The organism is Candidatus Woesearchaeota archaeon, assembly GCA_003694805.1.
In the GTDB taxonomy this organism is placed as follows: domain Archaea; phylum Nanobdellota; class Nanobdellia; order Woesearchaeales; family J110; genus J110.
On the sequence record RFJU01000057.1, the window covers coordinates 24,171 to 36,077 of the forward strand.

At 49.2% G+C, this 11,907-nt stretch carries 19 protein-coding genes; 4 read left to right on the forward strand and 15 right to left on the reverse strand.

Translation table 11 applies throughout. The features are described from left to right. Positions 1–49: 49 nt before the first annotated feature. The 5 genes from D6783_02265 to hisS form a co-directional block, all read right to left on the reverse strand. A complete protein-coding gene (locus tag D6783_02265) occupies positions 50–691 on the reverse strand; it encodes a nucleoside-diphosphate kinase (GenBank protein RME53380.1) in 642 nt (213 codons plus the stop codon). Next, on the reverse strand, positions 688–876 hold the full coding sequence (locus D6783_02270; GenBank protein RME53362.1) for a 50S ribosomal protein L24e: 189 nt from the start codon (positions 874–876) through the stop codon (positions 688–690). The genes D6783_02265 and D6783_02270 overlap by 4 nt, the downstream gene beginning before the upstream one ends. Before the next feature lie 2 nt (positions 877–878). Then, the gene (locus tag D6783_02275; GenBank protein RME53363.1) at positions 879–1,259 is read right to left on the reverse strand and encodes a hypothetical protein; all 381 of its coding nucleotides are present in this window, start codon (positions 1,257–1,259) and stop codon (positions 879–881) included. A 2-nt stretch (positions 1,260–1,261) separates the two neighbouring features. Next, positions 1,262–1,570, reverse strand: coding sequence for a 50S ribosomal protein L7ae (locus D6783_02280; protein ID RME53364.1), 309 nt, complete (start codon positions 1,568–1,570; stop codon positions 1,262–1,264). Between the two features lie 157 nt (positions 1,571–1,727). Continuing rightward, on the reverse strand, positions 1,728–3,002 hold the full coding sequence (gene hisS / locus D6783_02285; protein ID RME53365.1) for a histidine--tRNA ligase: 1,275 nt from the start codon (positions 3,000–3,002) through the stop codon (positions 1,728–1,730). Positions 3,003–3,175: 173 nt separating this feature from the next. Here hisS and D6783_02290 point away from each other — a divergent pair, with 173 nt between their 5' ends. After that, the gene (locus tag D6783_02290) at positions 3,176–3,505 is read left to right on the forward strand and encodes a hypothetical protein (protein RME53366.1); all 330 of its coding nucleotides are present in this window, start codon (positions 3,176–3,178) and stop codon (positions 3,503–3,505) included. A 72-nt stretch (positions 3,506–3,577) separates the two neighbouring features. On the opposite strand, the gene D6783_02295 is transcribed toward D6783_02290, so the two are convergent. The 9 genes from D6783_02295 to D6783_02335 all read right to left on the reverse strand — a co-directional run bounded on the left by D6783_02295 (position 3,578) and on the right by D6783_02335 (position 10,032). Further along, positions 3,578–3,853 carry a DNA-directed RNA polymerase subunit K gene (locus D6783_02295; protein ID RME53367.1) on the reverse strand — a complete coding sequence of 92 codons (276 nt, stop codon included), beginning with the start codon at positions 3,851–3,853 and terminating at the stop codon, positions 3,578–3,580. Between the two features lie 8 nt (positions 3,854–3,861). Next, on the reverse strand, positions 3,862–4,656 hold the full coding sequence (locus D6783_02300; protein ID RME53368.1) for an exosome complex protein Rrp42: 795 nt from the start codon (positions 4,654–4,656) through the stop codon (positions 3,862–3,864). Then, a complete protein-coding gene (locus tag D6783_02305; protein RME53369.1) occupies positions 4,643–5,470 on the reverse strand; it encodes an exosome complex exonuclease Rrp41 in 828 nt (275 codons plus the stop codon). Before D6783_02305 ends, D6783_02300 begins: the two co-directional genes overlap by 14 nt. Beyond that, complete coding sequence (locus D6783_02310) at positions 5,460–6,152, reverse strand: RNA-binding protein (protein RME53370.1); 693 nt, start codon at positions 6,150–6,152, stop codon at positions 5,460–5,462. The genes D6783_02305 and D6783_02310 overlap by 11 nt, the downstream gene beginning before the upstream one ends. Before the next feature lie 111 nt (positions 6,153–6,263). Then, positions 6,264–6,992, reverse strand: coding sequence for a ribosome assembly factor SBDS (locus D6783_02315; protein ID RME53371.1), 729 nt, complete (start codon positions 6,990–6,992; stop codon positions 6,264–6,266). Positions 6,993–7,037: 45 nt separating this feature from the next. Continuing rightward, the gene (locus tag D6783_02320) at positions 7,038–7,757 is read right to left on the reverse strand and encodes an archaeal proteasome endopeptidase complex subunit alpha (GenBank protein RME53372.1); all 720 of its coding nucleotides are present in this window, start codon (positions 7,755–7,757) and stop codon (positions 7,038–7,040) included. 99 nt (positions 7,758–7,856) lie between these two features. Further along, entirely contained in the window at positions 7,857–8,210 is a 354-nt protein-coding gene (locus tag D6783_02325) for a hypothetical protein (protein RME53373.1), read from the reverse strand. Positions 8,211–8,379: 169 nt separating this feature from the next. Next, positions 8,380–9,768, reverse strand: a complete 1,389-nt coding sequence (locus tag D6783_02330; protein RME53374.1) for a phosphomannomutase/phosphoglucomutase — start codon at positions 9,766–9,768, stop codon at positions 8,380–8,382. A gap of 36 nt (positions 9,769–9,804) precedes the next feature. Next, positions 9,805–10,032, reverse strand: coding sequence for a hypothetical protein (locus D6783_02335; protein RME53375.1), 228 nt, complete (start codon positions 10,030–10,032; stop codon positions 9,805–9,807). Positions 10,033–10,083: 51 nt separating this feature from the next. Between D6783_02335 and D6783_02340 the strand changes: the two genes are divergently transcribed. Beyond that, positions 10,084–10,464 (forward strand): cell division protein SepF, encoded by a 381-nt coding sequence (locus D6783_02340; GenBank protein RME53376.1) that lies wholly within the window; start codon positions 10,084–10,086, stop codon positions 10,462–10,464. 184 nt (positions 10,465–10,648) lie between these two features. Beyond that, positions 10,649–11,245, forward strand: a complete 597-nt coding sequence (locus tag D6783_02345) for a ZPR1 zinc finger domain-containing protein (protein ID RME53377.1) — start codon at positions 10,649–10,651, stop codon at positions 11,243–11,245. A gap of 4 nt (positions 11,246–11,249) precedes the next feature. Here the strand turns inward: D6783_02345 and D6783_02350 are convergent, their stop codons facing one another. Further along, positions 11,250–11,471 carry a hypothetical protein gene (locus D6783_02350; GenBank protein RME53378.1) on the reverse strand — a complete coding sequence of 74 codons (222 nt, stop codon included), beginning with the start codon at positions 11,469–11,471 and terminating at the stop codon, positions 11,250–11,252. Between the two features lie 72 nt (positions 11,472–11,543). On the opposite strand from D6783_02350, the gene D6783_02355 reads away from it, so the two are divergent. Further along, positions 11,544–11,907 (forward strand): hypothetical protein (locus D6783_02355; GenBank protein ID RME53379.1); only part of this gene is annotated, 364 nt, incomplete at its 3' end.

Sequence of the window (11,907 nt, forward strand, 5' to 3'; positions counted from 1 at the left end):
GTTTACTCGTACTGCCTCAGGAAAACATTGAAGAGACAAGCCAGCGCCATCACCCTTGTCGGTACAAGAGCGTTTCATCAATACGGGTCCACTCGTGCAGCTCTTCCTTGGAAAACCACACGGCAATCTCCCTCTTCGCCTCTTCCACCGTTCCGGAAGCATGAATAAGATTCTGAATGGGACGCCTACTCGCGTCCGCGAGCTGGTACGTGTCAAAGCTGTAATCTCCCCGAATCGTCCCTGGAGGCGCGTCACCCGGGCTCGTCGCGCCAACCAGTTTGCGAATATGCGCAACAGCATTATGCCCCTGCAAGACAAGGGCGACAACGGGGCTCATGGAAAGAAACTGCATAAGCTGCTCACGAACTCGCAACCCAATCTCCCGCTCGCTCTCCTCAACCACCACACCTTTCTTCTTGTACGCCTCTTTTTGCTTCTCACCAACCATAACAAGCCACTCTTCATCAGCAGCGTAATGCTCTCCGGCAAGTTGCTCATTCGGGTACACCATTTTCATCGCAATAAGCTTTAACCCGCACCGTTCAAAACGAGAAATAATCTCTCCAACAAGCCCTCTTTGCACTGCGTCAGGCTTGAGCAAGACCAAACTCTGTTCTTGCAAAGAAGAAGACAACGAGTCTTGTGCACTACCCCCGCGAGACGTTGCCTTTGCCTTGGCTGAGGAGCTCATTTGCTTGCCTCCTTCTCCTTCCTCGCCGCCTTTGTCCAAGCAACATTCCTCGGCTTTCTTCGCAGCTTCAAAAGGTTTTTTTCGCATTTCAAAGAGCAAAAATGCAAGAGCTTCCCATCGTTCTTGACAAAGAGCTTGCCAGTCCCGGCAGGGATCCGCACACCACAAAAGGAACAAAGCGCCATCCTCACGAACCTCCTCTTCCTGCCTTGTTCAAAGGCCTGGCCTCTATTTCTGTTTCTCGAAGCATCAAAATATCTCCCACCTGAACAGGACCGCGAACATTCCGCCTAATCGTCTTGTTCTTGTCCCTTCCCTCCAGGATTTTAACACGAACCTGTGTCGCCTCGCCACGCGTACCAGTCCTCCCCACAAGCTCCTCAACTCTTCCAGGAACTGCAGGAGAAAACAAAGAACCCTCTGCACCTCCGCCAGAACGCTCTCGTCCGCCTCTCCTTTCTCGACCTCTTCGATCACTTCTCTGAGCGGGCTTCACAGAAGAAGAACTACTCGTGGAACGTCCTGCTTGCTGCTGACCAGCAGTCTTTTGTTCACCTTCCTTGGCCATTCTCACTCCGCCTTAAACTGCTTAATAAGGTCTTTTGCATCTCCTTCCTTCACGACCGCAACAGCAGCAGTACCAAGAGGAAGACCCGCAGCTGCGCCGAGATCCACCTTCTTTTCAACTTCAGCAAACGGAACGCCCTTCTCTTTAGCCAAGAGCGGCAAATGCATCACAATTTCTGGAGGAGTCACATCCTTCGCGATCACAACAAACTTCGCCTTGCCGCGCTCAAGTGCCTTTGTCACCTCATTGGCGCCCCGCTTGATAGCACCAGTCTGCTTAGCAACTTCAACGATTTCAAAAACTTTCTCCATTCTGCCTCAACCTTCCGAGATACAATCAGAACGATGTACCTCACTCCGCCTTTCCTTTGCCGTACCAACCAGCAAGGAAAAGCATCATCACTCACAGGTATCCGCCACGAACAAGCCACTCCTTAAAAAACTTTTCGGCCTTTACAAACACCCTTGCTCATCCAAGAACGTTCTTTGCGGCGTCCTCGACACTCAACACCCACGACTCCCCAGACCGCATATCTTTCAGCTGCACCTTTTCTTGCTTGAGCTCTTCCTCTCCAACAATCACAACAAAAGGAATGCCTAGGCTGTTGGCATACTTCAAATTAGCACTAATCCCGCGCTCATTCAAATCAATACTTGCATTCACCCCTGCCTTTCGTAAACGAGAAACAACGGACAAGCTCTCCTTCACTGTCTGGATAGGAATCACGAACACCTTTGCCGGTGTCACAGGCAAATCCTCCGCCCTCGACTTTAAAATATCCAAGATGGGCTCGAGCCCGAAGGAGATGCCAATGGCGGGAATGTTTGCTGGCGCACCAAGAAGGTCGCCGATGAGGCGATCATAACGCCCCCCCGCAGCAATGGCACTTCGCGTGATAGGCCCTGACGTTGCAAACACTTCAAACAGCGTTCCCGTATAGTAGGACAAGCCCCTTGCGAGCCCCGGTGAGAATTCAACATTGGCTAAGCCAAGCAAGTCAAGTAAAGAAGCAACATTCGCTAATCCTTCATTCTCGCCCAACTGCGACCGAAGAATGCCTAATTTCTGATCATTATCCCCTGGTGGACTGGTAAGATCGAGGAGAAGATCCGCCGCGGAAACCGCAACACCCTTCTGCACCAACTCTCGCTTCACCTCCTCTCGCCCAAGCTTATCAACCTTGTCAAGCGACAAGATAACGGACGAAGAAAGCTCTGGCAGGATCCCGCAACTTTGCACTAACCCATCAAGGATCCTCCGATCATTCACGAGAATACGAATATCAATCCCTAACGAACGAAACACCTCATCAGCCAAGAGCAAGCACTCCGCCTCCGCTAAGAGCCCCCCTGCACCAACAATATCACAATCACACTGGTAAAACTCACGATACCTCCCCAGCTTAATCGGGCCGTCACGATATACACGTCCAATCTGATACCGCTTAAACGGCATCTTCAATGAAGGGTTCATACCCACGAAACGAGCCAAAGGAACGGTGAGGTCGTAACGCAAACCAAGCTTTCGACCCCCCTGATCCGTCAACTGAAAACACTCTTTCAAGATCTCCTCGCCACCTGCGTATTTCGAAGCCAGCACTTCAAAACGCTCAATAACCGGCGTTTCAAGAGGAGCAAAGCCGAACCGCTCAAAAAGTGTTTTGAGCGTGCGCACTACCCTATCCTGCAAGAGCTTGAGCTGAGGCGGCGTATCTCGCACCCCTTTTGCTGTTCGCAATTCCATACGGGAACAGAAAGACACAACAGTATTTAAAAACCTTTTGTACGAGTCATTAACCAATCAGGTCTTGTTCTTCTGCTTTATGCTTTATCAGTAGGGCGGGCGAGAACCAAACAAAAAGAAATGTTTTTATACTCTTTAAATACCTCCGGCCTTGAAAAAGGGGGTTGATACGCATGACGATTCTTCGCACTATTAGCAAGCAATTTCTCAATCTGGACAACAAAGCAATCCGCTTCCAAACCGCAAAAAACAACGGCTACACCCTTATCGAAGCCCTCAAATTCGCGACGGCACAAGAACCCTTCTACGCCTACGACCGAAGGAAACGAATGGAAGCGTTCTTCACCGACCGCGAGAAAAAACTCCAAAGACTCCATCAAGACCTACACAAAATGAACGAGCAACACGGCGCAATACTCAAGAAGTTCAATTCAGAACCCGTAAAGCAGGCAGGCTCCCGACCCTTCTTTCACCCGTGGCCAAGAGCGGGCAAGCTCAAGTAACCCGCAAGCCCGAGCCGAGCACACAACAAAAAAAGGCAGGCACCCTCTCTCAGCGAAGTGGCGGCGGCAATCCTATGTTCTTTGTTTCCTGTACACAGACGGAGAAGACCGCTCTAGCTTCTCAGTAATTTTCTTGCGATCAACTTCGATCTGCAACTTGCCCGCCTCGAATTCTCGCTTAGCAATCTCAATAGGGTTGTACTCCAACGCCTCCAATTCTTTCTTTGACAACTTAACCAATAATGGCGCCCCCATTGAAATCTGCAAAGCTCGCGTACCAATCAACCGAGCCTTTTCATACTTCGTTACGTACCCTTCAGGCAAGGAGATGCTAATTTTTTTCGTCATACCACTAGTCACCTCTCCACACTTGCAAGCTGTTTTCTCAACTCACCGCTCTTTTTCTGAGCTAGCGCAACCATTTTTTTGACATCGTCAAGGGAAAGGGTGCCAGATCCGCCCTTTTGCAACGCGCAAATCTTTCCGTTACTAAGACTCGTCACCGTTAAGCGCGCATCCAACACTCGCTCTTCCTCAAACGTGGGGTCAATCAAAAAGGTGCTGCCAATCTTCAAGACAGTAACCGCGATGGGCTCCTCTAAGAGTTCGAGCTTCGTGTCTGTTCTTTTCTCGTAATCAACCTGTCCATCGTCAGTTAAACCAGGAAGCCTTGTTTCCTTGAGTGCCGCAAGGGCGCCAAGTGTTCCCAAATCAATCAAGTTCCCATCATGATTAAGAGGGCAAATATCGACGTTCACAATCCAGACCTTCTCGCCTGGCGTGATACAAAGAGACTCTTCGTTAATCATGCCACTCTCGCGAATGCCACGATCAATGACGCGAGCAACTTCGATCGCCTCATAGGAGGGAGGCCCCGCCTCGAAAGAAGGATGGGCCAACGGCCGAAGCTCAGCGCCCACCATGAGAACGCCTTTATTAGGTGAGTCTGGAAACGGCGTCCCCACCGAGAGCTTCACACCAACGATGATGTCGGTTTTTCCGCAACGAACCCGTGCAGAACCCTCAGCTGACTTCGTAACTCCTGTTTCTATCGACAAATCCCTCCACGCAGAACAATCGCGTCCGTCAAAACGAACACCTTGACGCAATGCGGCTTGAATATGTTCATGCATACTTTCATTCATTGTCATCACCTACTGAATCGCCACGACTAGCATCATCAACAGGAGGTACCTCATCCTCTCCTGAACGGGCAGCAGCCTCCCTGCCGTTTTCGAGCGCGATGTCAACGGCCTTCAAAGATGCATCCTCGTATTTCTCAAGCAAGGCGCTTCTCTGCGCCTCAGCAATCTTCACACACGCAACACGGCCCATCTCTAAAACGCGCTCCAGCTCATCAGGAGTAATCTTTCCATCCATCTGCAAAAGAGAGAGCTCTCCTGTCGATGGGATGAACGCAACAGGAATGTCTGCAACGTCTCCTTCAGGATATGCTTCTTCATTATAGGTCAAGTCAACAACGAGTTTGTCGTCAACCTTCCCCACACTCACGGCCGCGACCATGTCTTTCATCCGAATCCCGGCATCAGCCAACGCCACAGAAGCCGCGGTGATCGCTGCACAGCGCGTGCCCGCATCGGTTTGCGGCAGCTCAATGAAGACATCAACTACGGCGTTAGGATACCGGTTCAGATCCAGAACCGGCAAGAGCGCATTCTCGATAACGAGGTTAATCTCCTTCGACCTCCGAGAAGGGCCTGGCCGTACCCTATCACCGTGCCCGGAAAAAGGCATCATGTTGTACGTTACTCGCAACGTTCCCTTCTGGGGATCTTGCATGAATTTTGGGTGCAAATCCCTCGGCCCGTAAACAGCCGCGTAAGCCACTGTGTTTCCTACTTGCACAAGGGCAGACCCGTCAGCATTGGGAATAACCCCTGCTTTTATGGAGAGGGGGCGGAACTCGTCAAACTTGCGATTGTCAAATCGTTTCTCATAACCCATTTTCTTTCACCTGCTGATCCAAAAACTCCTTCACCGTATCTGTCAAGCCGCGCAAGTGGCTTCGCTCCTCAATCAAGCGGAACGTCTTCACCGCAACCAACTCATTCTTCGGATCGCCTTCAAGCCACACAAGCCCGTTCTGACCTACAATGATACGGCATTTCGTTTTGTCTTTAATCAAAGAAATCATCGATCCTTGCTTGCCAATAATACGGGGTACCTTCTGAGGATTAACCCTGACGATCCGTCCCCCTTGCAGCTTGTGCAGGCCAGGACCCCTCGCTGTCACGTCAATCAAGTTCTGACTCGTCACTTGAGTAATTTTACAAACTAAGTAATCGCCCAAGTCAAAGTACTTGGTAAGGTCAGCACCTAATGGAATGAAATCCTTCGTGTCTTTCATATTTAAGACAGCAGAGTACGGACCATTCAGGTCGAGCCTCCAACCAGACATTAAAATGTCAATGACACACCCGATCACAGTATCTCCCTTTCGTGGGAGGTACTTACCCGCGAGGGGAATGCTCTTGAGCACTTTTCCATCAATGGTCAGTAACCCGACCTGGTCAGCGATAATCTCTTCTCCACGGCGATACGTGCCATGGCTTGGCAAAAAATCCATGCCCCGAGCCAATACCTGACCCGGAACAACAACTTCCTTGTTCTTTACTAACAATGTCATAGTTTCACTTCATATTTTTTTAATACGTTTTTTTCTTTTTTTTTCACTCACTTCAATTCAAACATGGCTTTTGTTTTTTTCTTTAAACTTTTTTTTCTTTCTGCCTTTGACTTATTTTTCAACAAGTTCAACTTGCGCTCTGCCTTGCGTCTTACTATTCAACTCCTCGATGAAGTCCACCCGCAAACCCGCAGGCAACTCAACCACGGCACGCCACGAACCATCATTAAGCCACTCTTCCTTCACAATTGTAGCGTAATGCTGCACCGTGGAATAGAGCTTTGGCGCAACGTCACTTGGCAAGTGAATCGTTAGCGTACTCCGCTCGAAGCGAATAGGGAGAACCTCACGCAACTTCTTGAGCACATCTTGGATTTGGTCTTCTGCCTTTCGAAACTCATCAACGCGCACGCGAGCCTCCTCAAAAGCGAGCTCTATGCGCTTTTCGGGGTGAGGATTGCCTGTTCGCGGATCAATGCTATTTATGTGAATCAGATGCACCAGTCGCTTCTTTTTCTCCTCTCGCAAGCGATCACGAAATTGCTGCGTAATCTGGAGATTGCCCTCCTTGAGGATTACTTTAGCAACTTCGAGCGGATCGCTCGTCCCAAACACTTCTCGCATGTGGGTTTCGGACGCAAGCAAACCTTTCTTGGCATCTGAAAAAACCTTTTCAGCACGCAACACTTCACGAACGTCTTCGATCGACAAGTCGCCCTGCCTTTCTTTTAGTTCCACTGCCTTGTCAGGGTCGACAACGAGCTCAAATGTCTCGCCGCCCTTCTTCAAACTGCAAAGGTTCACGTGAATGCGCTCCTGATCGAATGTAGGACCTTTCATGCCTGACCTCTCTTGTTCATTTCGTTTGTGCTAAACAAGCAAACATCATTTCGTCAAAGTACTGATCGTGTCTTTCTCAACTTTCTTCATCACTGGCTGCTCGCCCTCCTTAATGAATGCGGCATCAATGCGTTGTGGATGAAAGTCCTTGTCAAGCACCTTCTTCAATGCGCGAATTGCAAGCTTCAAGCCATCCATGATGGTTAAGCTTTCTTTGTATTCCTTGAAGAGTATTTGTTCAATTTCCGAGTCTCCCTCACCAATAACGGTGGCTTTGTACTGGTTAAAAATTCCCGTCGGGTCGGTCTCAAAAAGCTTCTTTCCTCCCTCGTCAACGCCTGCGATAAGCAAAGAGACGCCGAAAGGACGCAGGCCTCCTGACTGGGTTGTGAATTGCTTGAGGTTAGCCAAGTCTTTCACGATGGAAATAGTATCAATAGGGGAATCATACGTCACCTTGTACGCCTGCGCCCGTTCCTGCGCCCGTTCAATAAGCACTCGCGCATCGGAAAGAATTCCTGCTGCGGTTGCCATGATGTGTTTGTCAATCTGAAAGATTTTCTCAATGGCTTCAGGAACAACAAGCTTGTCAACAATTCTCTTGTCCGTCACGAGCAAGACCCCGTCCTTGCAAACCATACCGATGGCGGTGTTGCCCAGCCGAACAGTCTTCTTCGCATATTCAACTTGGAGGAGCCGTCCATCAGGAGAAAACATAGTAATGGCCCTGTCATAACCCATCATTTGATGTTGTACTGGTTGCATCGTTCTTCAAACCTCCCATTTACTGTCTGCGATTCTTACACGCTTTTTTTTTCAAACAGCCTTCTTTCATCCTTCTTTTTTTTAATATTGCCTCTTTGTTCATGCATTCGCTTTGCTAACGCTTCTGTTTAGCGCGCCCGACAAGGAAAGCGCTTCTTTTGCTTTTTTCAAGATGCCGGAAACAGCAACAACACGCAGAGGACCAGCAAGCGGATGGGAGCACAAAGCAATCCGCACCTCATCTACGTGCTGCGCAGAGCAACGAATGATTCCTGAACAGGAACGCTCGTTAAAGACAACAACTTGAACACCTGCCTTTGCGAAACCCCGCACGCCAAGCCATGAGAAAAGACCGCGCAGAAGCTCCTGCTTAGACGTTCCTCTACTGCCTCGAAAAACAAGGTACCTTTTTTTCTCCTTTAAAACGGGCAACAAAGGCTTTAACTTCACCATTCTGACCTTTCTTTTGCTGCTTTGTATCGTACAGAAGTGTTCAAACGCTTCTTTTTCTTCTCACCGAGGCGGAGCTCACCCGCATTTATAAAGCTATCGGAAGCGGCTGGAAACGACCAAAACAAGCAAGAACGGCCCTAGCAGCGCTAACTCAAGTGCTTCCTCAGCGTCACAACTGAGGAGGCAAGCCATGTGGAAAATCAGCACTTGCTTGCGAGCCCTCCCGAACGAGGAATGGCTGCAAGACCTTGAGCACTTGAGCCTTTTTCACCGCTAACTCGCTTTCCGTTTGCGCCTCGACGACTAGGCGCATTAAAGGCTCGGTGTTCGACGCACGCAGGGAAAACCACCACGACGGGAAATCCACCTTTACCCCGTCAAGAAGCGAGACATCCCCATCCGCGAACGCGTCCTTCACTGCAGCAAGAGCACCGATCTTGTCAGCAATGGCAAGATTAATCTCGCCAGAATTAGCATACATCTCACTCAACGGCCTAACAAGCGCAGAGAGCGGCTTCCCCGTTCGCTCGAGCATATTTAACACCCTACAAAGCATAATAATCGGGTTCTCACAATACGCGGTTTCCGGAAAGAAGAAATGCCCGCTCAATTCACCTCCAAAAATACCTCTCTGCTCCAGCAACGCTCTCTTCAAATTCGTCCTCCCTGCCTTAGCGAGAACAAGGCGTCCGCCACTTCTCCGAACAACATCTTGAACGACTCTACTCATCCGCAAATCAGCAACAATACAACCCCCTGGTTGCTCCAAGAGCAACTCGTGAGCGATGAGCGCGAAGAGCACGCTTGGCGGAACGACCTTGCCGGTCTCGTCAACGAAACCACACCTGTCCGCATCGCCGTCAAGCCCCACCCCGAACGACGCGCGCCGCTCCACAACGTGCTGAGCAAGCTCAGTTAGCGTATCAGGCAAAGCAGGGTTGGGAACATGATGGGGAAAAGAGCCGTCGGGTGTAAAGTACAGCGGATGCAACGTGAACGGCACGTCCTCTTTCATAAGCTCCCTAAACGTAATCCCCCCCATCCCGTTTCCAGCATCCACGACAACCGACGCGGGACGCTTCGCCTTTAAAAATGAAAGGCTGAATTTGACATACGCTTGAACAAAATTCTTATGCGTCACTAATCCTTTATGCCTTGGTGATGAGAATCGCTCTTCTTCAACGAACGCTTGAATCCTGAGCAGACCACTCGTAGCGTCCACGGGAAGAAGCGAATCCCCCCTGCAAATCTTCAAGCCATTATACTCCTTGGGGTTGTGGGAAGCGGTAACCATGGCGCAGGCAGGATGCGACCGACCAGCGAAGTATAAAAGCGGGGTTGATACCTGCCCGATGTCAATAACAGAACACCCCTGATCAATTACGCCATCACAAAAAGCGCGAGCTAACGAAGGCGAAGACACACGCATGTCCCTCCCAACAACCATCTCATTACACTGCAAAAACGCAACAGACGCTCTCCCAACACGGTAAAACAAGTGTTCATCAATCTCATCAGGGTACACGCCACGAATATCGTACGCTTTAAACACAGACATGCCCTGAACTAAAAGAGTTATTCTTTAAAAAATTTTTTAAAAATATACCTCCTCCTTTTTCTCCTTGCCAGACCCGTCTCGCCACAACCACTCTCCTTCTTGCACCCTTGCAACAACCCTCTTTTTTTGAGCAAATGTTGAGCAAATCACCGGAGCATCTCGTATGAACCCCTTGAAATAACACAACCGCTTGCCTGCTTGGCTTTTGCGAGAAAAAAACAAGACACGGGCCTTGTTTTTCCTACCCTCCTCCGACCAAAACATTTATATACATCTGGCGCACCGAACATTTCATTAACGAAAGGAGGAACATTCATGAAGCGATTCTTTTCACTGAGGCGATTTAAGCGAACAGGGTATGATGACGACGAAATGGCAGACGTTGAGGACGAATACGTAGAACTCAATGCAGACGGAGATGCTGACTCGTCACAAGTCATCGTCAGGCCCTTCGTGATGGAGGACTTCTCAGATATTAAAGAAATCGTTGACACCCTGAGGGAAGGATACACGATTTGCCTCGTCAATATCAAACCACTCAAGGACAAAGACCTCGTCGAACTCAAACGCGCTATTAACAAGCTCAAAAAAACCTGCGATGCGATTGACGGCGACATAGCAGGCTTTGGCGATGACTACATTGTCGTCACGCCAAGCTTTGCACGCATTTACCGGCAAAAAAACACGCTTGAGTAAACAAGCACCCTTTGCAAGACTAGCCTGCCAATTCGCCTCTCACTCCACGTGGAGAGCCACCTTCTTTCTTCTAACCTCTTGTGGCAAAGAGAGCAGACCCCTAACGCCAAGCCCGCCACAAATTTTATAAAGCGCTTGTGCGTTGAAAAATGCAAGAAGACCGACCCGCTCTGGTCAACGACAAATGAAAACACAAAACAAAGAACACGACACCAAGACCCAACAGGGAAAGGTACCACAGGATGCCACCCCTCAGCCAATGGTCCTCAAAGGCGAGCTCTGCCCCGTCTGCCACAAAAAAACGCTCACCCTCATGGAAACGCCTTACGAAATCCCTTTCTTTGGAACGTGCTCTCTCTTCTCCATGGATTGTGAACACTGCAAGTACCACAAGGCAGATGTTGAATTTTCAGAAAAACACCCACCTGCAAAGTTTACTCTTGAAGTTAGCAACGAAGAGGACCTCAAAGCCAGAGTTATAAAATCAGCAAGTGCAACCATAAAAATTCCGCACCTCATCACTATTGAGTCAACAGAGTTCTCCAACGGGTACGTCACTAACGTGGAAGGCGTCCTCAACCGAATACGACACCAGATCGCCTTTGCACGTGATGACAGCGACGACCCTGCTGTCAAGAAAAAAGCCAAACAACACCTCAAAAAAATTGACCGCGTCCTCTGGGGCAAGGAAAAACTTAAACTCATTCTTGAAGACCCTTCAGGAAACTCAGCAATCATCTCGCCTCGCGCCCAGAAAACCGTGCTCAAGAAAAAATCCTAGCAAGTCACTGAGAGGAACGAGCACAGGACCGCTTTTCTTGCTTTTTCGCACTGAACAACACAAGAACAGGGGTGTGCGAAGAAACAACCTTGTGGCTGCTGCACGGGGCAACACAAGGAATGGCAACAACGCCCTTTGGCACACGCTTAGGGTGCAAGCATCGCCCTTTCAAGTGATAATCGCACGCTTTGTGAGCGAGCAACCGCTCTTTTTGTGTGAACCGCATAGGACACCTTCGTCGCGCGAGCATTAACGCATCTATGTTTTTTAAATCTTTCTTTTTTCACACGCCCGTTCAATGAGGAAAATCCTTCTCCAGAACAGTCTGATCCCCCCAAAGAAGAACAATCACAATAATTTAATAAAACACCTGCTTCTCTTTCTCACAGGTATGGAAGAGCTAACATTCCATCAGGCAGAATCAGACAAACTAGTAATACTTTTACACGGATTGTTGGGCTCAAAAGACGCACCCTACAGAGTGGCCTTTGCAGAAAGGATGAATAACTTAGGATATAATGTTTTGAGATTCAATTTTTCTAAGGGCGGCGGAAAAAATATTGATCATCCTGACATATTTACTTCCCAATTAAATGAACTAGAACAGATTTGTTCTTCCTATTCTGATTTTGATATAGGTTTGATGGGGGCATGTACTGGAG

What these genes read in the sequence shown, in the direction of transcription:
- D6783_02270 (RME53362.1), bottom strand. Translation starts at nt 876, where the DNA reads ATGGCGCTTTGTTCCTTTTGTGGTGTGCGGATCCCTGCCGGGACTGGC.
- D6783_02290 (RME53366.1), top strand. Translation starts at nt 3,176, where the DNA reads ATGACGATTCTTCGCACTATTAGCAAGCAATTTCTCAATCTGGACAAC.
- D6783_02345 (RME53377.1), top strand. Translation starts at nt 10,649, where the DNA reads ATGAAAACACAAAACAAAGAACACGACACCAAGACCCAACAGGGAAAG.
- D6783_02335 (RME53375.1), bottom strand. Translation starts at nt 10,032, where the DNA reads ATGTTTTGGTCGGAGGAGGGTAGGAAAAACAAGGCCCGTGTCTTGTTT.
- D6783_02305 (RME53369.1), bottom strand. Translation starts at nt 5,470, where the DNA reads ATGGGTTATGAGAAACGATTTGACAATCGCAAGTTTGACGAGTTCCGC.
- D6783_02295 (RME53367.1), bottom strand. Translation starts at nt 3,853, where the DNA reads ATGACGAAAAAAATTAGCATCTCCTTGCCTGAAGGGTACGTAACGAAG.
- D6783_02320 (RME53372.1), bottom strand. Translation starts at nt 7,757, where the DNA reads ATGCAACCAGTACAACATCAAATGATGGGTTATGACAGGGCCATTACT.
- D6783_02330 (RME53374.1), bottom strand. Translation starts at nt 9,768, where the DNA reads ATGTCTGTGTTTAAAGCGTACGATATTCGTGGCGTGTACCCTGATGAG.
- hisS (RME53365.1), bottom strand. Translation starts at nt 3,002, where the DNA reads ATGGAATTGCGAACAGCAAAAGGGGTGCGAGATACGCCGCCTCAGCTC.
- D6783_02310 (RME53370.1), bottom strand. Translation starts at nt 6,152, where the DNA reads ATGACATTGTTAGTAAAGAACAAGGAAGTTGTTGTTCCGGGTCAGGTA.
- D6783_02275 (RME53363.1), bottom strand. Translation starts at nt 1,259, where the DNA reads ATGGCCAAGGAAGGTGAACAAAAGACTGCTGGTCAGCAGCAAGCAGGA.
- D6783_02265 (RME53380.1), bottom strand. Translation starts at nt 691, where the DNA reads ATGAGCTCCTCAGCCAAGGCAAAGGCAACGTCTCGCGGGGGTAGTGCA.
- D6783_02300 (RME53368.1), bottom strand. Translation starts at nt 4,656, where the DNA reads ATGACAATGAATGAAAGTATGCATGAACATATTCAAGCCGCATTGCGT.
- D6783_02350 (RME53378.1), bottom strand. Translation starts at nt 11,471, where the DNA reads ATGCGGTTCACACAAAAAGAGCGGTTGCTCGCTCACAAAGCGTGCGAT.
- D6783_02315 (RME53371.1), bottom strand. Translation starts at nt 6,992, where the DNA reads ATGAAAGGTCCTACATTCGATCAGGAGCGCATTCACGTGAACCTTTGC.
- D6783_02280 (RME53364.1), bottom strand. Translation starts at nt 1,570, where the DNA reads ATGGAGAAAGTTTTTGAAATCGTTGAAGTTGCTAAGCAGACTGGTGCT.
- D6783_02340 (RME53376.1), top strand. Translation starts at nt 10,084, where the DNA reads ATGAAGCGATTCTTTTCACTGAGGCGATTTAAGCGAACAGGGTATGAT.
- D6783_02325 (RME53373.1), bottom strand. Translation starts at nt 8,210, where the DNA reads ATGGTGAAGTTAAAGCCTTTGTTGCCCGTTTTAAAGGAGAAAAAAAGG.